The sequence below is a fragment of the Phocaeicola barnesiae DSM 18169 = JCM 13652 genome (assembly GCF_000374585.1).
GTDB classification, from domain to species: Bacteria; Bacteroidota; Bacteroidia; order Bacteroidales; family Bacteroidaceae; genus Phocaeicola; species Phocaeicola barnesiae.
The window spans coordinates 89,203-112,891 of the sequence record NZ_KB894645.1 but is presented as its reverse complement, the minus strand read 5'-3'; the positions used below and the strand labels follow the sequence as shown (position 1 = coordinate 112,891).

The 23,689-nt window shown below is 44.2% G+C and carries 20 protein-coding genes, 2 tRNA genes and 4 pseudogenes; 19 read left to right on the top strand and 7 right to left on the bottom strand.

The genetic code is table 11. The features are described from left to right. The first annotated feature begins 188 nt into the window (after positions 1-188). From C510_RS0104395 to C510_RS0104380, 4 genes are all read left to right on the top strand, one after another. Positions 189-1,334 carry a TlpA disulfide reductase family protein gene (locus C510_RS0104395; protein ID WP_026320097.1) on the top strand — a complete coding sequence of 382 codons (1,146 nt, stop codon included), beginning with the start codon at positions 189-191 and terminating at the stop codon, positions 1,332-1,334. 179 nt (positions 1,335-1,513) lie between these two features. Then, positions 1,514-1,978: a transcription elongation factor GreA gene (gene greA, locus C510_RS0104390; RefSeq protein WP_025892234.1), complete on the top strand. Its 465-nt coding sequence runs from the start codon at positions 1,514-1,516 to the stop codon at positions 1,976-1,978. Between the two features lie 50 nt (positions 1,979-2,028). Then, positions 2,029-2,433, top strand: a complete 405-nt coding sequence (locus tag C510_RS0104385) for an HIT family protein (RefSeq protein WP_018710120.1) — start codon at positions 2,029-2,031, stop codon at positions 2,431-2,433. A 124-nt stretch (positions 2,434-2,557) separates the two neighbouring features. Then, a complete protein-coding gene (locus C510_RS0104380; protein WP_025892235.1) occupies positions 2,558-4,933 on the top strand; it encodes a TonB-dependent receptor in 2,376 nt (791 codons plus the stop codon). Between the two features lie 88 nt (positions 4,934-5,021). Here the strand turns inward: C510_RS0104380 and C510_RS0104375 are convergent, their stop codons facing one another. Then, entirely contained in the window at positions 5,022-6,062 is a 1,041-nt protein-coding gene (locus C510_RS0104375) for a mannose-1-phosphate guanylyltransferase (RefSeq protein ID WP_018710118.1), read from the bottom strand. Between the two features lie 164 nt (positions 6,063-6,226). On the opposite strand from C510_RS0104375, the gene C510_RS0104370 reads away from it, so the two are divergent. From C510_RS0104370 to C510_RS0104340, 7 genes are all read left to right on the top strand, one after another. Then, positions 6,227-6,310, top strand: a tRNA-Leu gene (locus C510_RS0104370). A gap of 260 nt (positions 6,311-6,570) precedes the next feature. Next, entirely contained in the window at positions 6,571-7,491 is a 921-nt protein-coding gene (locus C510_RS0104365) for a cytochrome c biogenesis ResB family protein (RefSeq protein ID WP_022339232.1), read from the top strand. Positions 7,492-7,503: 12 nt separating this feature from the next. Beyond that, entirely contained in the window at positions 7,504-8,286 is a 783-nt protein-coding gene (gene ccsA / locus C510_RS0104360) for a cytochrome c biogenesis protein CcsA (RefSeq protein WP_018710116.1), read from the top strand. A gap of 55 nt (positions 8,287-8,341) precedes the next feature. Next, on the top strand, positions 8,342-9,730 hold the full coding sequence (locus C510_RS0104355) for a cytochrome-c peroxidase (protein WP_018710115.1): 1,389 nt from the start codon (positions 8,342-8,344) through the stop codon (positions 9,728-9,730). A 191-nt stretch (positions 9,731-9,921) separates the two neighbouring features. Then, positions 9,922-10,005: transfer RNA gene (locus tag C510_RS0104350), tRNA-Leu, on the top strand. A gap of 273 nt (positions 10,006-10,278) precedes the next feature. Next, positions 10,279-11,331, top strand: a complete 1,053-nt coding sequence (locus C510_RS0104345) for a hypothetical protein (RefSeq protein WP_040365986.1) — start codon at positions 10,279-10,281, stop codon at positions 11,329-11,331. 99 nt (positions 11,332-11,430) lie between these two features. Beyond that, on the top strand, positions 11,431-12,282 hold the full coding sequence (locus tag C510_RS0104340) for a S1 domain-containing protein (RefSeq protein WP_154651948.1): 852 nt from the start codon (positions 11,431-11,433) through the stop codon (positions 12,280-12,282). 442 nt (positions 12,283-12,724) lie between these two features. Here the strand turns inward: C510_RS0104340 and C510_RS16845 are convergent. Continuing rightward, a pseudogene (locus C510_RS16845) lies at positions 12,725-12,940 on the bottom strand (mobilization protein); the annotation flags it as partial. A 3-nt stretch (positions 12,941-12,943) separates the two neighbouring features. Here C510_RS16845 and C510_RS16840 point away from each other — a divergent pair. From C510_RS16840 to C510_RS0104325, 3 genes and pseudogenes are all read left to right on the top strand, one after another. Continuing rightward, positions 12,944-13,255, top strand: a pseudogene (locus tag C510_RS16840) (mobilization protein); the annotation flags it as partial. Positions 13,256-13,261: 6 nt separating this feature from the next. After that, positions 13,262-13,991: pseudogene (locus C510_RS16105) on the top strand (hypothetical protein). 229 nt (positions 13,992-14,220) lie between these two features. After that, positions 14,221-16,236: a KUP/HAK/KT family potassium transporter gene (locus tag C510_RS0104325; protein ID WP_018710110.1), complete on the top strand. Its 2,016-nt coding sequence runs from the start codon at positions 14,221-14,223 to the stop codon at positions 16,234-16,236. 158 nt (positions 16,237-16,394) lie between these two features. Here C510_RS0104325 and C510_RS0104320 read toward each other — a convergent pair whose 3' ends face one another. Together C510_RS0104320 and C510_RS0104315 are read right to left on the bottom strand one after the other, a co-directional pair. After that, complete coding sequence (locus C510_RS0104320; protein ID WP_026320095.1) at positions 16,395-17,516, bottom strand: PDDEXK nuclease domain-containing protein; 1,122 nt, start codon at positions 17,514-17,516, stop codon at positions 16,395-16,397. Positions 17,517-17,541: 25 nt separating this feature from the next. Beyond that, positions 17,542-17,712: pseudogene (locus tag C510_RS0104315) on the bottom strand (tyrosine-type recombinase/integrase); the annotation flags it as partial. Between the two features lie 289 nt (positions 17,713-18,001). On the opposite strand from C510_RS0104315, the gene C510_RS0104310 reads away from it, so the two are divergent. Genes C510_RS0104310 through C510_RS0104300 form a run of 3 tightly spaced genes read left to right on the top strand, consistent with a single transcriptional unit; the run spans position 18,002 to position 20,894 of the window. After that, complete coding sequence (locus tag C510_RS0104310; RefSeq protein WP_018710107.1) at positions 18,002-19,231, top strand: site-specific integrase; 1,230 nt, start codon at positions 18,002-18,004, stop codon at positions 19,229-19,231. 23 nt (positions 19,232-19,254) lie between these two features. Then, on the top strand, positions 19,255-20,505 hold the full coding sequence (locus C510_RS0104305) for a site-specific integrase (RefSeq protein ID WP_018710106.1): 1,251 nt from the start codon (positions 19,255-19,257) through the stop codon (positions 20,503-20,505). A gap of 14 nt (positions 20,506-20,519) precedes the next feature. Beyond that, on the top strand, positions 20,520-20,894 hold the full coding sequence (locus tag C510_RS0104300) for a hypothetical protein (RefSeq protein ID WP_018710105.1): 375 nt from the start codon (positions 20,520-20,522) through the stop codon (positions 20,892-20,894). A gap of 100 nt (positions 20,895-20,994) precedes the next feature. Here C510_RS0104300 and C510_RS0104295 read toward each other — a convergent pair whose 3' ends face one another. From C510_RS0104295 to C510_RS17295, 3 genes are all read right to left on the bottom strand, one after another. Continuing rightward, positions 20,995-21,288, bottom strand: a complete 294-nt coding sequence (locus C510_RS0104295; protein ID WP_025892239.1) for a helix-turn-helix domain-containing protein — start codon at positions 21,286-21,288, stop codon at positions 20,995-20,997. A 31-nt stretch (positions 21,289-21,319) separates the two neighbouring features. Further along, positions 21,320-21,616: a helix-turn-helix domain-containing protein gene (locus C510_RS0104290; protein ID WP_018710103.1), complete on the bottom strand. Its 297-nt coding sequence runs from the start codon at positions 21,614-21,616 to the stop codon at positions 21,320-21,322. 111 nt (positions 21,617-21,727) lie between these two features. Next, complete coding sequence (locus C510_RS17295; protein WP_154651947.1) at positions 21,728-21,865, bottom strand: hypothetical protein; 138 nt, start codon at positions 21,863-21,865, stop codon at positions 21,728-21,730. 253 nt (positions 21,866-22,118) lie between these two features. Here C510_RS17295 and C510_RS0104280 point away from each other — a divergent pair, with 253 nt between their 5' ends. Beyond that, on the top strand, positions 22,119-22,730 hold the full coding sequence (locus C510_RS0104280; protein WP_018710101.1) for a TetR/AcrR family transcriptional regulator: 612 nt from the start codon (positions 22,119-22,121) through the stop codon (positions 22,728-22,730). 129 nt (positions 22,731-22,859) lie between these two features. Further along, complete coding sequence (locus C510_RS0104275) at positions 22,860-23,681, top strand: class I SAM-dependent methyltransferase (protein WP_018710100.1); 822 nt, start codon at positions 22,860-22,862, stop codon at positions 23,679-23,681. Positions 23,682-23,689 lie beyond the last annotated feature (8 nt).

The window sequence follows — 23,689 nt, the reverse complement described above, 5'->3', positions numbered from 1 at the left end:
TACGCGCAAAGATAGGTAATTTCTTCTAGTAACGGGGTGGAAATGAGATAAAAGTTTTCTGTGAAGACGTTTTTTATCCGTTATCTGTCAAGAAGATGTGTAAAAACTTTGTTAAACCGTGAAAAGACGTATCTTTGCACCTCGAATTTTAGTATGAACGGTAAGTGCCGTCAAATGATTTGTTTGCAATGAAAAGAAATGTGTATATGGCTGTAGCCTTATTGGCTGCAGGACTGGTTTCCTGTCAGAAGGAGCCTGGTTTCAAGGTGGAAGGTGAAGTATCGGGGGCTGCCGATAAGATGTTATATCTTGAACAAAGCGGATTGGAAGGAATTGTTCCGTTGGATTCTGTCGAACTGGACAATAGCGGAACTTTCCGCTTTTCTCAGGCCCGTCCGATGTCTCCGGAATATTACCGATTGCGTATCGATGACAAGGTCATCAATTTTTCGGTAGATTCTACAGAAACGGTTACATTCAAGGCCGATTATCCGAATTTTGCGACGGCCTATCAGGTGGAAGGATCTGAAAATAATACGAAAATCAAGGAACTGGTATTGCTTCAGGCCGATTTACAGGCTAACGTAGACCGCTTGTCACAGTCAGGACTTCCTGCCGGCGACATTCAGGACAGCCTGATGACTCTGGTCAATGCGTACAAGGATCAGGTGAAACATAACTACATCTTTAAGGGGCCGAACATGACGTATGCTTATTTTGCCTTGTTCCAGACATTGAACGGTTACATGATTTTCGACCCGTTGACTAATCGGGAAGATATAAAATGCTTTGCTGCGGTAGCGACCAGTCTGAACAATCAATATCCGCACGCCGACCGTTCGCGTAACCTATATAATATGGTTATTAAGGGGATGAAAAACACCCGTAAACCCCAGACCAAGGAAATGGAACTGCCCGAAGGAGTCGTAAAGGAAGCTTCTATCATTGATATACCGTTGATGGACATCCAGGGAAATGTGCGTCACCTGACAGATCTGAAGGGGAAAGTGGTGCTGATTGACTTTACGGCTTACAGTACGCCCACCTCGGGAGCGCATAATTTGGCTTTGCGCGAAATCTATACTAAATATGCGGCGCAGGGATTGGAAATCTATCAGGTCTCTTTGGATGCCAACGAGCATTTCTGGAAGACGGCAGCCGATAACTTGCCTTGGATTTGTGTCCGCGACCCGCAGGGATCTTATTCCACTTATGTCAATCTGTATGGAGTTACCCAGTTGCCGACTGCTTTCCTGGTGAACCGTAACAATGAATTGAGTGTACGTGTCGATGAAAAGACAAATCTGGAGGAAGCCATCAAAAGTCTGTTATGATATGAAAAGTATTCGAAAATAGATAGACTGGAATTTGGCGGATAGAATAAAAAAATATATCTTTGCCTCAGTTAAATAGGAAAAGGGTTCCGGCATTATGAAGATGTCGGAATTCTTTTTTGTTTATAGGCGTAGAATTATATAAATTTAAATAAACGAAGTTTTAAGGAGGAAAAATTATGGCGTATATGTCAGAAGAAGGTTATCAGAAGCTGGTAGCCGAATTGAAGCAGCTGGAAGCAGTGGAACGTCCGAAGATTGTGGCTGCCATTGCCGAAGCACGAGATAAGGGAGACTTGTCCGAAAATGCAGAATACGATGCTGCGAAAGAAGCACAGGGTATGCTGGAGATGAAGATTAACCAGTTGAAGGCAACCATCAGCGATGCGAAGATTATCGATACTTCCAAGCTGAAGGCCGATACCGTGCAGATTCTGACCCGTGTAGAGCTGAAGAATGTCAAGACAGGCATGAAGATGGCTTATACCATCGTGTCTGAGAGCGAAGCAAATCTGAAGCAGGGTAAGATTTCTGTGAATACCCCGATTGCTCAAGGTCTGTTGGGTAAGAAAGTAGGTGACATCGCCGAAATCACTATTCCGCAGGGTAAAATCAGTTTGGAAGTTACAGGAATATCATTTTAACGGTAAGGCAGGTCTGTGCATACAGGCTTGCCTTTTTAATTCTTAATTATATGGCAACAATATTCAGTAAAATTATTGCAGGCGAGATTCCCAGCTACAAGGTAGCAGAGGATGACCGGTTTTACGCTTTTCTGGATATCAATCCGTTGGCAAAGGGACATACCCTGGTAGTGCCGAAGCGTGAAGTAGACTACATCTATGATTTGACCGACGAAGAACTGGCTGCCATGCATGTTTTTGCAAAACATGTGGCACTGGCTATTCAGAAAGCTTTCCCTTGCAAGAAGGTCGGCGAAGCCGTTATCGGTCTGGAAGTACCTCATGCACACATTCATCTGATTCCGATGCAGAAGGAATCGGATATGCTGTTCTCTAATCCGAAACTGAAATTGACCGACGATGAGTTCAAGGCTGTAGCTGCTGCCATCAACAGCGCTTGGAAAGCCGGTGCCTGAATTTTCTCCTTTGATATATTGAAGAAAGCCATCCTGTTTTGCGGGGTGGCTTTTTTAATTGGTAGTGTTTGTTGGAAGATTGGAGGAATCTTGCTAACTTGAAGGACATTAGCAGAAAGGAAACATGAAAAAGTTTATTGTAGGTTGGATATGTCTATGGTGGTTGGCAATCGCCGTCGCCTGGGCGCAAAACGGACGGATAGAGGGAACGGTAATCGACCGTTTCACGCGTAAGCCACTGGAGCTGGTAAACGTGGTGGTGGTAGGATTGCCACAAGGCTCATCTACCGATGCGGAAGGAAAATTTGTCATCGAACAGATTCCTCCGGGTATCTATCGGCTGCAGGCTTCGTTCTTGGGTTACAAGACGGTCTATACGGCTGAATATCGGGTGAATCACTTGACTCCGCACATCCAGATAGAGATGGAAGAGGATGAGGAGATGCTGGGGGAGGTGACCGTTACCGCTACTCCGTTTCCACGGGTGACGGAGAGCCCTGTCAGTCTGCGTGTCATCGGTCTGCAGGAAATCGAAAAAGTACCCGGTGCCAACCGTGATATTTCTCGGGTGGTTCAGAATTATCCGGGTGTTGCCTTTTCGCCCATCGGTTACCGGAACGACTTGATAGTCCGTGGCGGCGGTCCTTCCGAGAACAGTTTCTATCTGGATGGGATAGAGATACCGAATATCAATCACTTCAGTACACAAGGTGCTTCCGGTGGACCTGTCGGGCTGATTGATGCGGACTTGATTCGGAATGTTCGCTTCTATAGCGGGTCGTTTCCGGTTAGTCGGGGCAATGCCTTGAGTTCCGTGCTGGATTTTCAGTTGCGCGATGGCGATATGGAACACAATTCAGTGAAGGCTACGTTGGGTGCATCGGAGGTGGCTCTGACTTCCAACGGTCATCTGGGAAAGAAGACTTCTTACCTGGTGTCTGTCCGCCAGTCGTACCTGCAGATGTTGTTCAAGATTCTGGGCCTTCCGTTCTTGCCTGCCTATACAGATGCTTCCTTCAAACTGAAGACACGTTTCAATGCCTACAATGAACTGACGATATTGGGATTGGGCGGCATCGACCGTATGAAACTGAATCTTGGTCTGGAAGGAGAAGATGCTGAATACCTGTTGAGCTATCTGCCTGAAATCAATCAGGAAACCTTTACGGTGGGAGGGGTGTACCGTCATTATGCCGGACGGCATGTACAGTCTGTGACACTTAGCCACAGCTATCTGAATAACCGTAACCTCAAGTATCGGGACAATGATGATAGCCGGCCGGAGAATCTGACATTGAATCTGGGGTCGGTAGAACAGGAGACCCAGTTGCGGTTGGACAATACCTCTACCTGGGAACGCTGGAAACTGGATGCAGGCATCGAGTTGGGGTATCTGCAGTATACCAACCATACTTATCAGCGTGTGTATGGCAACAGCCTGTCGGTAACAGATTATCGGACGGCTTTGGATATTATCCGGTGGGGATTGTATGCCTCGTTAAATTATACCGGAGTGGATGAACGCTTTACGGCTTCTTTGGGTGTACGTACGGATGGTAACAATTACAACAGCCGCATGAAGGAATTGTGGCGTCAGCTTTCTCCGCGAATGTCGGTTTCTTACCGTCTGGCGGACGGATGGTACTTGAGTGGACACATGGGATTGTATTATCAGCTTCCTCCTTATACAGCCTTGGGATTTAAGGATGCTGACGGAATGTATGTCAACCGTTCCTTGAAATATACCTCTGTAACTCAAGAAAGTCTGGGGTTGGCGTGGAGGCCGAATGAGTCGATGGAACTGACAGCCGAAGGCTTTTACAAAGGTTACGACCACATGCCCCTTTCGATGGTCGACGGTATTCCGTTGGCGTGCAAAGGTAATGATTATGGCGTAGTCGGTAATGAACGGCTGGTATCCGTGGCTCAGGGCCGGGCGTATGGAGTAGAACTGATGTTCCGATGGCTGCTCCGACAGAAGTTGAACCTTGCCTCTTCGTTGACCTTCTTCAAAAGCGAGTTCAGACAATCGGACTCCGGTGAGTACCTGCCTTCCGCATGGGACAATCAGTTTATCTGGAATGCGAGTGGTACTTATAATTTTCCTAAGCACTGGAGTGTCGGTTTACGGGTCAGTTGGATAGGCGGTTCTCCCTATACTCCTTACGATGTAGACAAGTCTTCTTTGGTAGAGGCGTGGGATGCTCAGGGGAGAGGCTATTATGATTATACGCGGTATAATGCGGAACGCCTGTCTTCGTATGCCAAACTGGATATTCGGGTAGATAAGGTCTTCTATTGGAAAAAGTGTATGTTAGGTTTCTATCTGGATTTGCAGAATATTACTGCCAACAAGCTGAAACAGGCTGATGTCCTGATGAGTACAGGGGTGATTGAAAATCCGGAAGCTCCTTTGTCCGAGCAACGTTATGTCATGAAGTATCTGCCTCAGGAAAGCGGTACTCTATTGCCGACATTGGGAATTACCTTTGAATATTGATTGAAATACTCAGAAAGGTGAAGACGCCCGGTATACGATTTTTTTCAATATACCGGGCGTTTCCTGTCTCACGGTGAATCAGAACCTGTCAGAGGTATTTTTCACCGAATTTCATCTCTACATCGTTGACAAATTTCCGTAAGCTTTGTTGGTCGTCTTTTTTACAAATGATGAGGGCGTTTCCTTGTTCTGCTACCAGATAACCGTCCAAATCCTGAATAACGGCCAGTTTCCCTTCTGGAAGTTGGATAATGTTGTTCTTGCAATTGTATAGCAAAGTATCGCTGTTGATGATGACATTCTTGTTCCTGTCTTTCGGCAGGTTGTCGTACAGCGACTTCCACGTACCGATGTCGGCCCAACCGAAATCACAGACCTGTACATAGACATTGTCCGACTTCTCCAATACACGGGTGTCGATGGAACTGTTTGGGCAAGTCCGGAAGTCCGGCATGTCTGCTTCTACGCGTGGACAAATATCCGGCATGATGTTGTGGAAAGCTTCTAGAATGGTCTTGACATGCCAGATGAAGATACCGGTGTTCCAATAGAACTCGTTGCTTTCGACGAACATTTTGGCAAATTCTCCGGCAGGCTTCTCAATGAAAGTCTTAATCTTGTGGAATCCGCATTCTTCCTCTTCGTCAATCTGGATGTATCCATATCCCGTTTCAGGGTAAGTCGGCTTGATACCGATGTTTACCAGTTTTTCGGACCTGGAAGCAAAATCCAGTCCTTTCAGCATGGCTTCCTTGAATGCTTCCGGTCTCATGATAAGATTGTCCGATGGGGCTACAATCATGGTAGCATTCGGGTTGATGTTCATGAGAACATGGGCGGCATAAGCGATGGAAGGTGCCGTATTTCTTCTTTCTTCTTCTACAATGAGTTGGTTTTCGCGTACATCAGGTAGCTGTTTCAATACGATGTCACGGTAATCGGAGTGTGTAGTGATATAGATGTTTTCCGGAGAAACAATCTGCTTGTATCGTTCATACGTTTGTTGCAACATCGTCTGTCCGGTCCCAAAGAAATCCAGGAATTGTTTGGGAAGTGCTTTCCGACTATATGGCCAGAATCTACGTCCTGTTCCTCCGGCCATGATGATACAGTAGTAGTTGTTGTTCATAAAAACAGGTATAGCTTAAAGTTTATGCTAAGGTAGTTTTTATTTTGATAGAAACCCTTTCAGGCCCTTCCAATTTGTATTAGATAAATTTTATTTTCACATTTTTGACATAAAAGCTTGTAGGAATTGAAACTTTATGTATCTTTGCAGCGGAATTAAGAAATGCCCAGATGGCGGAATCGGTAGACGCGCTGGTCTCAAACACCAGTGGAGTAACATCCATCCCGGTTCGACCCCGGGTCTGGGTACGTGGAAAAGCTAAGCTGTTGAGTTTTCAATCGCTTGGCTTTTTTCTTTTTATCAGCTGAAACTTAATCTGGAGGCATTTAGAAACGGATGTCTTTGGCTTTTTGTTTATCTCTCCAGTTCATTTGTTGGTGATGTCGGGTAGTCTTGGGAGGGATAACATCCGCCTTTTGTCTGTTTTTCTTATTTTTTACGTACTTGAAAATTGTAATAATATCAAATAAGTTTTTATCTTTGCAACTGTTTCACCAACCAAAGATGAATGAACTTGACGACTAACTTACTATTCTTATTGTCACTTCTGTTATCGGTGGCAATGCAATGTATATTGGGGAATTTTCCATTCGGCTTCTTTGCTTTTCCCCTGGATGCTGTCATGGCATTGCTATGGATGGCTCTGATGTGGTACGGTTATAAGGAGTTACGTACTACGGCCATTGTTCGTATGTTGCTTTCTCCTGCCGCTACCCGATGGACATTGGGTTGGTTTCTGGTAGGATGCCTGGTAATCGGTTTGTTTCCTCAGCTATCGGCCCGTGAAGCCGCCGAAAGACAGGGGGTATTTTCTTTGTTAGGTTGCTATAACTTCATGTCCTCGTGGATTTTTGTCACCGGATTGTTCGGCTTACTTACTCATTTGGGTCTGGTGACGTTACGCAGGTGTTTTATTCCTGGCAGAAATCGTTGGCGTTTTGTCTTGAACCATGCCGGATTGTGGCTGGCGCTTTTTGCCGGGTTCATCGGTAGTGCCAGTGAACAGACGTTGCGCATTCCGGTATTCCGGGATGCTCCGAACAATGAAGCCTTTACTTCGGAAGGAGAGAGAGTGTTTCTGGATAAACCGCTGCAGCTGACCCGATTCACGGTAGAACATTATGATAACGGGACTCCCCGGTATTTCTTTGCGGAAGTTTCTCTCGATGGAAAACCTGTCCATCTGGAAGTGAATCATCCGTATTCTGCAGGTTGGGGAGAAGACTATTACCTTACTTCGTACGATGTTCAGTCGTCCGAACCGGCATATTGTGTGGTACAGATTGTACGTGAGCCCTTGAAGTATGTCATGCTGGCGGGCATCGTGATGATGTTATGTGGAGGCTTTCTCTTGTTCCTGGGTGGCCCGGATAGAAACAGTAAGTCTGTTCTTTCCGGAGGAGATAGTCGTATTTTAAATGTTGATTAAACGATTCTTGATATGATTACGTGGGATAACTTTCACTGGTTTGCCATGGTTGCGGCTCTTCTTTGGATAGTAGGAGCGGGAGCGGCTTTGGTTTCCGGTAAGCGAAGCCGTTGGGCAATCATGTTAAGTGTAGCGGGTACATTGGTGTTCGGTACTTTTATAGTGGGTTTCTGGATAAGTCTGCAGCGTCCTCCGCTTCGTACTATGGGTGAAACGCGTCTTTGGTATTCTTTTTTTATGGGAGTATCGGGGTTGCTGACCTATCTCCGATGGAAGTACCGTTGGATTTTGGCTTTTTCTGCGGTGGTGGGGATTGTGTTTGCTTTGCTCAACATCCTCAAACCGGAAATTCATGACCAGTCACTGATGCCTGCCTTGCAGAGTTTCTGGTTTGTTCCTCATGTGACGGTTTACATGTTTTCTTATTCCGTATTGGGATGTGCCTTTATCTTGGCATGTATGGGTTTGTTCCGTCATCAGGAGAATTATCTGACGGCGGCCGATAATCTGGTATATACCGGAGTCGCTTTCTTAACCATCGGGATGCTTACAGGTGCGATTTGGGCAAAGGCTGCATGGGGGCATTACTGGAGCTGGGACCCGAAAGAGACTTGGGCGGCCTTTACCTGGGCCGGATATTTGCTGTATATCCACCTGCGGTTGTTCCGGCGTTCGTCTCCCCATACCCTTTATTGGATACTGATTGTTTCATTCCTCTCTCTTCAGATGTGCTGGTATGGGGTAAACTATCTGCCGTCTGCCCAAGAGAGCGTGCATTTGTATAACCGTTCCTGAATAGATATTCACAAGTGATAAATTTACCAAGTTGTTTAACTCTAACTAACAAGTTATGAAGAAAAGTTCAAAAATTGTCCTGTCGGTGTTGGTGGCGGCTGCGGTACTTTTCGGTGTATACCGGATGGTGAATAAGGCGCCTTCGGCCAGCCTGGACAGTAATGCTCAGATGGCGGAAATCATCGAGAGCAGTGGTTGTATGGCGTGTCATGCGGCAAATCCTGAATTGCCGTTTTATGCGAATTTCCCTGTAGCCGGGAAGCTGGTCAAAGAGGATGTCCAGCTGGCTTACCGTTCCTTCGATATGGTTCCGATGGTGGAAGCCTTGAAAAAGGGGGAGAAGGTCAGCGAAGTCGATTTGGCAAAGGTGGAGAAAGTGATTCTGGACGGTACCATGCCGATGGCCAAATATTACCTGATTCATTGGGGAGCTTCGCTTAGCGATACAGAGAAACAGATGGCATTGGCCTGGGTGAAGAACCAGCGTGAGGCTTTCTATCCGAACCTGCTGGCCGATGCGAAATGGAGTAATGAAGCCATCCGTCCGATTCAGGATTCGGTAGCCGTAGATATGCGGAAGGTAATTCTGGGTAACCTGCTTTTCCACGATGTCCGTCTGTCATCGGACAATACGGTTTCCTGTTCTTCTTGCCACGGTCTGAATACCGGTGGTGTGGATAATAAGCAGTATTCGGAAGGAGTTGGTGGACAGTTCGGCGGTGTGAACGCTCCTTCTGTATATAACGCGCATTATAATTTTGTACAGTTCTGGGACGGACGTGCCGCTACTTTGGCCGACCAGGCTGCAGGTCCTCCCTTGAATCCGGTAGAGATGGCTAACACTTCGTTCGATGAAATCTGCGAAAAGCTGAATGCCGATGCTGATTTTGCCAAAGCATTCAAGGAAGTATATCCGGATGGATTCAATCAGGCGAACATTACCGACGCTATCCAGGAATTCGAAAGAACCTTGCTCACTCCTAATTCCCGTTTTGATAAATACCTGAAAGGAGATGATTCAGCAATGACGGCAGAAGAACTGGCCGGTTATGACCTGTTCAAGAAGTATAACTGTGCTACCTGTCACGTGGGTGAGAACATGGGTGGACAGTCGTATGAACTGTTGGGTATCAAGCACGATTATTTTGCGGATAGAGGAACCGAACTGACTGTGGAGGATAACGGACGTTTCAAAGAAACGAACAATGAGCGTGACAGACACCGCTTTAAAGTACCAGGCTTGCGTAACGTTGCTCTGACAGCTCCTTACTTCCATGACGGTACACAGGCTACGCTTGATGAGGCTGTCAAGGCGATGGCTAAGTATGAAGTGGGCGTGGACTTGTCGGAACAGGAAACGAAGCAGTTGGTAGCCTTCCTGCAGACACTGACCGGTGAATACCAGGGTAAGTTGTTGACCAATGACAATGAACTGCAGAAATAAGCATTGATACATAGAAGTTTCCTGTCTCCGGAAAGAGATAGGAAACTTTCTTTGGGTGATGTTGGGAGGTGAGTAAGGAACTTATGATAAGCGGGTGAAACTATATTTTTAGAAAAAACATGCCCGATAATTTGGCAGTTTCATAAAAAGTACCTACCTTTGCATCCGCAATCGAGAAACAATCTCAAGTTGCCCAGATGGCGGAATCGGTAGACGCGCTGGTCTCAAACACCAGTGGAGTAACATCCATCCCGGTTCGACCCCGGGTCTGGGTACAAGAAAAAGAGCTAAGTATTTGATAATTAAATACTTGGCTCTTTTTGCTATATCTTTTTGTTCCCCAAATGTTCCCAGTTATCCTTAAATAGAGTCATTCTCTTTATAAAAAGTCTTTCATATGTTTTGCTTGAATATATTAAGAATGTATTTTTGAGGAAATTAACTATACCAATTATTTGTATGACAGCAGAATTATTTTGAATAAAGATATGTACGGTTGGTTCTTTTATTTTTTATAGTGTGATTAGGATTTTAATAAATGAATATTTATGGAATTATCGGAAAAAACAAAGATACATGTTTATGGTATATTTATGATATTAATGTCAGTTTCGTTTCTGTTTATTGATAATTACAGTGATAAAACATTGCAAATTATAGGTGTTGCATTTTTTACCTCATTATATATTATGCTATTATTTCTTAATTCAAGAAGATATAAAATATTTTACATAAAACGATTCTGTCCCAATATTTATGATACATATTTTAATTCCAAACAAGATAAATTATCTATAGACTCTAATCTTGAACCATTATATACGGAAGACTTTATTATAAATTCTTCATTTGAGGAACTTTCTTTTATTGAGAAAGAAATTAGAAATAATAAAGATCCTAAAGTACTAGAAGCGAAAGCTAAGAAATTTAAAGATAAGATAGATAAAACTAAAGATAAGATAATGAATCTTGTCAATTCAAATATAAAAGATGATGCTTGGTTAAATCAGGTAGATTTGTATATCGAAAAACTGACTTGGGAATACGGAGCGCCATATATTATTTTTAGAGATGAGATGACTTTACTTTTAAAAGAAATTGAAAAATATAATAATTCTTTATTGTCATACAATAAGTTATCAAACCATGAAATAGAAAGTTCTACTGATGATATTACTTATAATGACATAATAAATAAAGATGTAGAATTTAACGAGAACTCTATTTATGTAAAAACGAGAGTTTGGGATGGTGTTAAATATACCATAAAAAAACAGAGAGTATTTGTTTATAAGCGAGATTATAATCTAGATCTGGAGCATGAAGTTCCAAGATTTCATATTTGTAGATGTAAAACAATTGATGAATTTATAAAATCCGGTGACTTAACCATAGCGTATCGAAAATCAAGACAAAAGACCGTACTTGTTAGAAATATAGACAATAATTTTAAAGAATGTAGAATCTCAAATTTACCTTTGTGCAAGAATTGTTATAAGAAAATGAAAAACCAATATACTTGGCTTAATTCAAAAACGGATAATGAAGATTTTATTAGGAATGTTATTGAAAAAACATATTGGAGTCCAAAATCAAATTAATTATTAATAATAATGTTTGTAAAGAACATTGATTTAATTATTGATAAATCAAGTCTTTCATACTTTTATTTCTATATAAATGTATTTTATTAAAGAGTTATGTCTAAAAAGTATATTTCTCCATCTGTAACGATATCTCCATATCCGTATGTGGGAATTATTAAATCGTATGATAAAACCAGAAAATATGGTTATATCATGGTATTATATAAACGTGATGTTTTCTTTCATATAAGAAATTCTTTTGTCAAGGATCCACGAGTTAATATGTTTGTGGCTTTCAAAGTTAGAAAATCTACAATTACAGGAAAGGTTGAAGCATATGCGCTTAATACTATTTCTAATTATAAAGATGAACTTCTAACACATCAAGAGAATTTACTACATAGTGACATTTCTATTTTATATTATTGTCAGCCACAATTAATTGTTAATGAGTTGCATAAAAAATTGAAGAATGAATATGATATACTTAATAATGTGGATGATTATATTGATAATATTGATATTCAAAAAGTTATAGATTCTTATAGCGTAGAAGTAGTAACAGGGCATATATACAAACCTGGTGATGATGATGTAGCTTGGGTTTGTTATCGTGGAGATAGAAAGATTAAAAATATACAAGATATCTATATCGATAGTATATTACCTATTTTTCGTGAAGAAATTTTTCACGATAGAGGATTCTGTCCTTGGGAGGATATGCTTGCAAGTTTTGGAGACTTAACTTCTTATCATCAAGAAGCTATAAAAAAAACAGCTGAAATTAGAAATCGAGCAAAAGAATTGTATGATAAGCGCAAACATAAAGAAATGCTTATCAAATTTCTTACAAAAGAAATATCTGATAAGTCATTAGAATATCAACATAGTATTGAAAGAAATATTAATAACTCATTAGCTTATGGTTATAAACTGCCTTATCAATTAGAGGATATGCTTTTTTAAAAGTTATTTTTTATTAAGAGGGATACAAGATAAAATTTGTAATGTATCTGTTAGATAATTATATCTAAGAAATCTTTTTAATTCCATTTGAATGGAAAGTAGAATATCATTCGATGTAAGATTCTTGATATTTTCAAATGATACATAATGTGTATTTTTTTTACCGTTGTATATATACTCTACTTTATATTCCATAATAATCAAAAGTCATAAAGTGATTTATAAAAACTAAGATTCTCCATTATTCTGATTTTATGCACCGAATAAAATTATCGGAATATAAATTCAATGATAACAGAGAATAGAATCATTATTTCTGCTGCAAATATATATATTTTTGCAGGACTAAGTAAAAAATAGTCTCAATTTTAAACATTTAATCAGAGTTTAGATTAATATTATAGAGATTATATAATAAAAAAGTAGTCAAAATATTGTATGATTATATTTTAAATCCTCTGCCTTTCCTTTCTTCTTGTTGTAGTATTTTTGTTCCATATCTAAGCCTGTGCCATTGTTCCCTAAACCAGTCGGCTATCGGCTTCCTGTTTATAGTCAGGTTCAGCCTGCTTTCATCGACAGGGTCATTCTCCACCCTTAAAATATCATCCTTTATGTCAAAGTTCCGTCTGTGCTGCTCTGAATATATTTTACCGCTGACGAGGTGCAGGGCATCTCCTTCACCAAAGGTGCCTATACGTTCAAAGGTTCGGAAATAGACCGCAGTTTCAGCTTCTCCAAGCTGGATAAGCATTTCGGGAACGCAGGAATGGAAACCGTAGAAAATAGCCGCCAGCAGATAGTTTACGCACCTATTTTGGAGCCTGAGCAAACACCGCAAAGGAACGACAGCCCTTCAATGGGCGGCTTGTTCAGCTTGTTCGATGTTTCGCCGTCTGCTCCATCGGACGAAGAAATTGACTGGAGTCTGAGAAAAAAGAAGAAGAAAAAGAAAAGACAACTTAAACTGTAAACGGATATGGAAGAAAATTTGATTTTAGAGGGGCTTCTCTCCATGGTCACGGAACTGAAGGAGAAGCAGGAAGCGCAGGTGACGCCAGCCGGACGCGAGGAAACCCTTTCCCGACTGGAGGCTATAGAACGGGCATTGTCTGAGTTACGCAGGAGCCCGGCGGTTCCCGAAAAAGAGTTGCAAGACATCCTGACCCGGCTTGCCGAACTGCGGAAATCAGGACAGGAACAACGGCAATCTTTCGGGGAGGTCAAGAATTATGTAGTAGCCACTTTCGGCTGTCTCAAGGAAATGCTGGAAACAATGAAGCGGTACCATGATGAGCGCATGGCAGAAAAAGAAGAAGCTAACCCCGTACCGTTTCATCGGTGGATTTACAACAAAGTAACTTCTTTGGTACGTCCGAAACTATTCCTCTTTTCGGCAGGTTTGATTGTCTGCGCCACTTCCCTGTCCCTGAATGTCCGTCTGACTGAACGGATGGGGCAGTTGCAGGACAACGACATGAAATACCGTTATCTGTTGATGCAGGGACAGGCAGACGGGAATACCCTTGAAAGGCTGGAGAACAAATTCAAGTGGGAGCGGGACGAGCGTTTCATCCGCAGCCTGACGGATTCGGTACTAGATTTTGAGGAACGTTGCCGCAGGCAGGCGGAAGCCTTGGAACGGGCAAAGCTGCTTAATGAGCACTGAGCAGTTGAAAAAGGAAGCTGATAGGTTAGGAAATCAGTAAATAGCAAAAAGCCGAGGTGAAGGATAAGTCCCATAACTTCGGCTTTTGAGTTTAATAGTTATACGTAATTCAAACAGACTATTTTTTTAGACAAGCCTTGACCATCGTCAAGGTTTATATGATATTTTTCACGAAAAAAGAAAAGTGAAATCTTATTGTTAAGATTTTATTTTATATTTGCGCCGCTTAAAAGGAAAACAAATATATGTAGAACAAAAAACTACTTTTTATGGCAAACCTATCAAAAGAAGGCAATATTCAACATAAACTTGGATTTGCCGGGTTACTCATCACATTGGGTATTGTTTTTGGTGACATTGGAACATCGCCACTCTATGTTATGAAAGCCATCATTCATACTGGAGAAGCTCTTGATGAAAATTATGTTTTAGGCGCATTGTCTTGTATCATATGGACGCTTACTCTTCAGACTACGGTGAAATATGTGCTGGTGGCTCTCCGTGCCGACAATAACGGGGAGGGTGGCATACTTGCGCTTTATGCCCTTTTACGCCGCCACAGAAGAAGGTGGATTTACATCATTGCCATTATCGGTGCGAGCACTTTGCTTGCTGATGGTATTATCACTCCAGCCATTACGGTCACAACTGCCATAGAAGGACTTGAAAGTATCAGTCCGCATCTGCCTGTGATTCCTATTACACTGACCATTATTACCATTATATTTTTCGTTCAGCGTTTTGGTACAGAAAATATAGGACGGTCATTTGGCATATTTATGCTACTTTGGTTCCTGCTTCTTGGAATCGCCGGAGCTATCAGTCTGACTTCCTATCCTCAAGTATTCAAGGCATTCAATCCTTACTATGCCATACGGTTATTAGTGGAATCCCCCCACTGGTTTCTGATATTGGGTGCCGTTTTCTTGTGTACCACTGGTGCAGAAGCCTTATACTCTGATTTAGGGCACTGTGGCAGACGAAATATTACGGTCAGTTGGATATTTGTAAAGGTGATGCTTATTCTAAATTATTTGGGGCAAGGAGCGTGGGTATTGCATCATCCGGAAAGTGCAGAAGGTACAGTGAACCCATTTTATTCAATCATGCCACAAGAAATACTGTTGTTTTCCATAGCAATGGCTACCGGGGCAGCTATTGTTGCGAGCCAAGCTCTAATAAGCGGTTCATTTTCCATATTGAGTGAAGCTATGAACTTGAATTTCTGGCCTCGTATGCGTATTAAGCACCCTACCAACGTAAAAGGTCAGTCATTTATTCCAATGGTAAACCTTGTAATGTATATTGGAGTAATATTTACTATATTGTTGTTTCGAGATTCCACCCACATGGAAGCCGCTTATGGACTTGCCATAACTATTACAATGTTGATGACAACATTGTTGTTGGGATTCTATTTGCATATGCATAACATTCCACGCATTCTATCAATACTGTTTGTCGGCGGATATTGTGTTATTGAAGGTATTTTCCTTGCTGCAAACCTGTCCAAATTTATGGTCGGAGGTTGGTTTACGTTGTTAATAGGTGGATTATTATGTTTTATCATGTTTGTATGGGTAAGTGCCAACAAAATTCGTCGAAAACATATGTCTTCCAAACGGTTAAGTGAATACTACAACATTATTTCTGATATTAAGGCGGACGAAAGCATATCCAAATATGCTTCTAATCTTGTCTATGTGAATCATGCAGACAAAGAAGGTTGTGTGGACGATAAATTGTTGTATTCCATAATTAATAAGCAGCCTAAACGGGCAGATCATTATTGGCTTATTAACCTTGAATTTGTGGATACACCAGACACACTTGAATATAATTGTTCCACATTAATAAAAGGGACATTGTTTAGTATAACCATGCGTATAGGTTTTCGTATAGAACCGCGCGTGAGCCTTTATTTACGACAAGTAGTTGATGACCTTGTTGCGGATGGTGAAGTAGAACTAACAAGCTCTTATCCTTCATTGCATAAGAATGGCATACCGGGTGATTTTCGCTTTATTATTATCCACCGGATATATTATCCTGAAGATTCCCGTAACCGCCGACAAAATTTGCTGATGAGCCTTTATGCCTTAATTAGAAAGATAGGCATTGGAGAACCGAGTGCGTTGGGGCTTGACACATCGGTTGTTGTTGTCGAGCGTGTACCGTTAATTATAGCTAATAGGGCAAAACATATTCGTCGTATAGAGCGGATTAAGCCTGAAAAATGCGATAATGATGCTAATATAGTCTTGGAAGAACAGAATGTATCATAAGTGACTTGCTATAATTATCGTCTGCATTTACGGTTTAGTTCTGTCTTTTGTATATACATCCAAACTAACCTAAACCTATTCTTGTTGGCAGTAATAAACGTGCTGGCGAAAAGAGAAAGAATGGCTTTCCTTCTTTTCGCCAGTAGTGTTTTTTATTGCTAATAGTTTGCAGTTGAAATGAACTTCTTAATTTCCTCTTCAGTGGGAAGTTCTATCATATACTTTTGCACGAAGATGTTCGGGTCTAATCCGGCAGTGGCGTATTTTACCAACGTGTCGCCCTTCTCGGTGCAAAGCAGGATGCCGACAGGCGGATTGTCGTCGGGTTGCATCACTTCCGCCTTGAAGTAGTTAAGATATAGGTTCAGTTGCGAAGCGTATTCGTGGCGGAACTTGTCTATCTTCAATTCCACGATGACATGGCATTTCAAAATGCGGTGGTAAAACACGAGGTCGGCAAAGAAATAATCCCCGTCTATCAGGATTCTCTTTTGGCGTGCTTCGAAGCAGAAGCCATGTCCCATTTCCAACAGGAAGCGTTGCAGGTTGTCCAGAATGGATTGCTCCAAGTCGTTTTCCGTTACCAAAGCACGGTCGTTCAATCCCAAGAACTCCAACGTAACGGGCGTGTTAATAATGTCTTTGGGCTGCAATTGCATGGCTTGCCGCTGCACCAAGGCAGACAAGGTTTCCTTATTTTGGGATAATCCGCTGCGTTCGTAATAGAGGGAATTGATTTGTCGCTCCAATTCCTTTACTGACCAGCAGCCCCGAATGGCTTCCATTTCGTAGAAAGCACGTTTTACAGGATTATCAATGGGTGAAATTACATTCAAATGGGTAGAGGATAGGCGGCTAAATAACTTTTCGGGTGGGGTAATCCATTTGTTTTGAGCCGATTGAATGTATTGAGAAGATTCGGCGGTTGGCGACCGCCGAATTGGGTCTGCAAATTCGGCGGACAGTGTGTGCCGAATTTCGCTTCCTGCCAATATGTATTGTGCGATAGGCTCTTTCAGTTGCGGATAAACGAGGTACAACCGCCGGAACTCACGAAACCTGCGCTCGTTCAGTCCTTTGACATTCAACCGCTGTTCCAGTTTCTTCAACAGTTGCTCGCCGTATGCGGCACGGTCTTCACCGTTTTGTTCAAACTCCACGATATAGCAGCCCATGAGCCAGTTGCGGGCAGTCAGGGCGAGGTTTACAGCGTGTGCAGCTTGCGCCTGCAACGTGCTTTGTATCGTGCTGATATGTTTTACTAATGCTTCAAAGTCCATAATTGCAAAGGTAAGTCTTTTATGGTTAAAACTTTAATTCCGGCAGGCTGTTTATCGCTTCCTCTTTCAATTTATCCACCGCACGGGTGTATTTCTCCGTATGTTTCAGTCCGCTATGCCCGAGCAGGCTGGCAACCGTCTTGATGTTCGCCCCATTGTTGAGGATATTCACGGCGAATGAGTGACGGCTTGTGTGGAACAGAACCCACAAAGCAGCCGTCAACAAACGAGTAACAACGAAACGTAACCCGTTTGAAATGAGCGGTTTTTCATTATTCTGCTAAATACCGGAAACGCAACGGAGTGCGGAATATTGAGCTATTTCAGTTACCAAGCCGTTAGCCGTCAGTTACCGAAGCAAGGACAGGTAACGCACGGAAAATGAAATTGTTGCAAGTCCGTGTCGATTGCGCCGATACGCACCGTTCTGCAAATCAAGGAATGCTTACACACGAAGTAATTTTGTAACCAAAAAAGTGTAAGCGATGAAGATTGAAAAATTCAAGGTGCTGCTCTACCTGAAAAAGAGCGGAACGGACAAATCGGGCAACGCCCCGATAATGGGTCGTATCACAGTGAACCGCACGATGGCGCAGTTCGGATGCAAGCTGTCGTGCAAGCCGGAGTTGTGGAACGCACGGGAAAGCCGTCTGGACGGCAAGAGCCGCGAGGCGGTGGAAACCAATGCGAAACTGGACAAGCTGCTGCTTGCGGTCAATGCGGCGTTTGATACGTTGGTGGAGCGTGGGCAGGACTTCGACGCAACGGCGGTCAAGGACTTGTTCCAAGGCAGTATGGATACGCAGATGACCCTGCTGAGGATGACCGACCGCATCTGCGAGGACTTGAAAGCCCGTATCGGTATCGACCGTGCCAAAGGAACCTATCCCGGCTATTACTACATGAGAAGGACATTGGGCGAATTCATCGAGTGGCAGTTCAAGACGAAGGACATCGCTTTCGGTCAGCTTTCCGAACAGTTCATACACGACTACCAGAACTTCGTGATGGACGTGAAAGGCTTGGCGGTGGATACCGTGCGCCACTATCTTGCTATCTTGAAAAAAGTCTGCCGCATCGCCTACAAGGAGGGGTATGCGGAAAGATGCTTCTTTGCAAATTTCACCTTACCGCAAAAGACAGAGCGTACACCGAGGGCGTTGAGCCGTGAGGACTTCGAGAAAATCCGTGACGTGGAGATACCCGCATGGCGCACCACGCACATCCTTGTGCGTGACCTCTTCCTGTTTGCCTGTTATACGGGGACCGCCTATGCGGATGCGGTGAGCGTTACCCGTGAGAACCTCTACACGGACGATGAGGGAAACCTCTGGCTTAAATACCGCCGCAAGAAGAACGAGCTTCGGGCAAGCGTGAAGCTGTTGCCCGAAGCACTCGCCCTGATTGAGAAGTACCATGACGACAGCCGTCCGACATTGTTCCCGATGATACACCATCCTAATATGAAACGGCACATGAAAGCCCTTGCCGTCCTTGCAGGGGTAAGCGGAAGCTTATGCTACCATCAGGCACGCCATTCGTTCGCCTCGCTGATTACGCTGGAAGCCGGAGTGCCGATTGAAACCATCAGCCGGATGCTGGGTCATTCCGACATCCAGACCACACAGGTCTATGCCCGTGTCACTCCGAAAAAGCTGTTTGAGGACATGGACAGATACATCGAGGCGACCAAAGACTTGAAACTTGTTTTGTAACCAATTAAAATCAGAATTTCATTATGCGCAGTACATTTTCCATATTACCGTACATCAACCGTAACAAGGTAAAAGCTGACGGCACGACCGCCGTCCTCTGCCGCATCACCATAGACGGCAAGAGTTCCACGATAACCACCGGCATCTATTGCAGACCGGAGGACTGGAACAGCAGCAAGGGAACCACCCGTACCGTCCGCGAGAACAACCGCTTGCAGGAGTTCAAGAAGTCCGTCGAGCTTGCCTATGAGGATTCGTTGAAGAAACAGAACGTGGTGAGTGCCGAACTGCTCAAAAATGCGCTGGCAAGGAAAGCCGTCATCCCCACCAAGCTGCTGCAGATGGGCGAAAGGGAGCTTGAACGGTTGCTTGCCCGTTCAAAGGAGATAAACTCCACGTCCACCTACCGCCATTCGGGATATTACCAGAAATACCTGAAAGACTACCTCACATCGTTGGGCAAGGAGGACATTGAGTTCAGCGACATCACGGAGGAGTTCGGCAGTTCCTACAAGGCTTTCATGAAGCGCAACAAGAATTTCAGCGCACAGCAAATCAACAAGTGCCTGTGCTGGCTGAGCAAGCTGGTGTACCTCGCCGTGGACTACGAGATACTCCGCGCCAACCCGTTGGAGGACATAGAATACGAGAAGAAGCCCGCACCGAAGCACAGGCACATCAGCCGTGCGGAACTGAAATCCATTCTTGAAACCCCGATGCTCAACCCGTTGCAGGAACTTGGACGCAGGGCATTTTTGTTTTCAACTTTTACGGGATTGGCGTATGTGGACATCATGCTGCTCCATCCCCACCATCTCGGCGTGACGGCGGACGGCAGGCGTTACATCCGCATCAACCGCAAGAAGACCAACGTGGAGGCGTTCATCCCCCTGCATCCGATAGCGGAGCAGATACTCGACCTCTACAACACGACCGACGACACGAAGCCCGTGTTTCCGCTTCCGAGCCGTGACGAGATGTGGTTCGAGATACACGAGTTGGGCGTGGCGATAGGACGGAAAGAAAACTTGTCCTACCATCAAAGCAGGCACTCGTTCGGAACTTTCTTGATTTCGGAGGGCATACCCATTGAGAGCATCGCCAAGATGATGGGGCACTCAGGCATAAAGACCACCCAGCGGTACGCGGAGGTGACTGACAAGAAGATTTCAAAGGACATGGACAACCTGATGGCGGTCAGAATGATGTACGGAACGGGCAAATGGTACAAAAGACAAGAACTGCCAAAAGAAACAAACATTGATAATGAATAATATGAGGCATGACAATGGAACGGGGAATAATCACAATCACAGAAAACGGGGCGGTTGCCATGCCGACCGCTCCCGTCTGGATGACGCAGCAGGAAATGTCCGATGCGTTCAATGTGTTCGGCTGCCACATCCGCAAGGCTGTCCATGCCATATACAAGAATGGCGAATTGTTGGAAAGCGAAACGAAGCGGTACATCAGGCAGGACAACGGGATAAACTACGATGTTTACAGCCTTGAAATGGTGATAGCCGTTTCCTTCAAGTTAAGAGGTCGGGAAAGCATGGCTTTCCGGCGGTTCATCATGCGCAGGCTGACCATGAACAACAGACAGTCCGTCAACCTTTTCTTTTCGCTCTCCCCGTCACGTGGAAAGAGAGCGGGAAATTGAGCAGACCTCAGACGGCGTATGAGATACCCTCAAACGGCGTGTAAGGCTATCTCTTACGCCGTTTGAGGGTTACACCGTTTTACAGGGGATTTCCGTCAGCCTATCTGAACGCTTCCCGGTAATTGGCGGCAAGCATACTTTCGATGTCTGATTCCTTGTACAGAATCTTGCCGCCCAACTGGTAATAGGAAACCACCCCGTTGTTGCGGTAATCCTGCAAGGTGCGTCGGCTCACTTTCAGCCGTGCCGACACCTCCCTGTCCGTCAGGAAGCGTTCACCTCCCAATGTCGGACGGCTGTTTGCCATAAAGTTCTCGATGCCGTCCAGAAGACGGTCAAGGCTGTCGCCGAACTCGGCGACAAGCGCATGGTTCTTGGTAATCATTTCACTCATTGTTACGTTGGATTTAGTGGTCATTTAAATATCAAATACTTTTGGTCGCACGTTTGTTCCCCACAGGCTTGACGATGCGCAGCACATCTTCCGGTCGGTAAAACACCTTGTGGTTTATCTGCGAATAAGCCAGCGTGCCGTTGTCACGCAGCGTCTGCAAGGTGCGCGGACTGATGTTCAACTGTTGGCAGACCTCTTGGTTGTCCATCCAACGGTTTAATGACTTGCTGCCTTGCTTGGCAAGGAGTTCGTTCACACGGTCTGAGAAACGGCTGAACTTCGTCGTCATTTCCTCAAACGCCTCTTTCTGAAAAATCAATACTTCCATTGTCAATACTGTTTTTAATGTTGATACTCGATTTTGGACGCAAAGTAAATGAGCATTACGCATCAAACGATGGGTTGGCACAATCGTGGCAGCTTGTGGCAGGGAGTGGCGTTATCCGCCGACCCCGTGACGGCTGTTCCAAGCGTCGTGATGCAAAGAAAAGCGAAGTCCGGCACAATCCAACCGCTTCGCACCTGCGTGGCAGCATTTGGCATCGGTGTGGTAGCCTGTGGCGTTCTTCAAGCTCAAATAAGCCTGCTAATAAATTAGAGCTTGTTTAGAATGAAGTATGACTTTGTTTTATGGAATACGATTGACTTAAAGAAACAGGAGTATCCATTGGGGCAAAGTTTTTATGGGAGCAAGTTTGTGTTTCGGACATACCGAAACGGCTTGTTCCCCATGTTTTGGAAGACGCAAAATCCCTAAAAATAGGTATTGCCCGACAATTTCAAGCCTTATACTTTTGCAAAAAATTAAAAACAGACATTGTTCGTTATAAATGCAAGTGCTGAAAGAGGACATAAGGGGTCGGATATTGACGATTGCCAGGCAGCAATTCGAGAAGAAAGGCTATTCCAAGACTTCCATGCGCGAAATAGCGGAATCGTCGAGTGTTGGTGTCGGGAATATCTATAACTACTTCGCGAGCAAAGATGAATTGTTCCGTGAAGTGGTCCGTCCTGTTTTGTGCGCTTTGGAAGCCATGCTGCAAGAACACCACGGCATACGGGGCGAAGATATTATGATGATGCGGTCGGAAAAATACCTGAAATCCTGCATTGACGAATATGTTTCGCTTATAGACAAACATCGTTCACTAATGGAAATACTGTTGTTCCGTGCGCAAGGTTCTTCATTGGAACGCTTCCGTGAGAATTATACCGACCGTTCCACGGAATTGGTTAAGGCGTGGTTTGCGTCCATGCAGCGGAAACATCCCGAAATCAATACGGCTGTGTCCGATTTTATCATTCATTTGCATACGGTATGGATGTTCACGATGTTCGAGGAGCTATTGACGCATTCCGTACCCCGGCAAGAGATGGAGGCTATTTTGCACGATTATATCCTGTTTGAAATCCAAGGTTGGAGGGCTATTATCAAGATATGAGATACAGACAACGTACATACGAACATTCAACCGCATCAGAACGGTTGGTAAGGAGGAAATCTTCACGGAGGTTTCCTCCTTTTTTTATGAACAATTCTGAATATCGTTCACTATTAAATATCCCAAAATATGAAACAGAAATACGAGTTTAAGAGCATTGTAGCGGAAACATTGCTTATTCCGCTATATATGAGAGCCAAAGAAAGCCGCCGGAATAATCCCATTCTATATGACAAGGCTGCGGAATGGCTGGCGGACAGTTTGGAATACGATTATTCCCAGTTCGACGGGGCAAAGTTGAGCGAAGTGGGATGCGTGGTGCGTGGATGGTATTTTGACTGCGCTGTGCGCCGATTTATTAAAGCACATTCGCATCCGGTCGTGGTCAATGTGGGATGTGGACTGGATACCCGTTTCCAGCGTATCGGAAGTCAGAAAGCAGTCTTTTATGATTTGGATTTGCCTGAGGTCATTGCTCTACGCCGGGAATTGATACCCGAACAGCCGGACAATGTCTATATTGAAGCGTCTTTGTTGGAGACCGACTGGATGGATGACCTGCGCCGGAAGCACCCCGAAGCAGAATTTATCTTCATCGTGGAGGGGGTACTGATGTACTTCTACGAGAAGCAAGTAAAATCCTTCCTGCATCACGTGGCAAGCCGTTTCGGGGGAGGTGAATTGTGGTTTGACGTGTGCGGCACGATAATGAGCCGACATGGTGTGAAGCCCGATTCGCTCCGCAAACACGAGGCTCAAATCCGTTCCGGCATAAGCAACGGGTATGTGGTGGAACAATGGGAACCGTCTTTAAAGCTCATTGAACAGGCTAACTATATGAAGTTCTTCCGTTCACGCTGGGGATTCTTCTTCGGGCAGATATTGGGGCGCATCCCTTGGCTCTGCTACAAATTCAGTTCATTGCTCGGATATAAAATCACATCAAAATAGCGTAATAA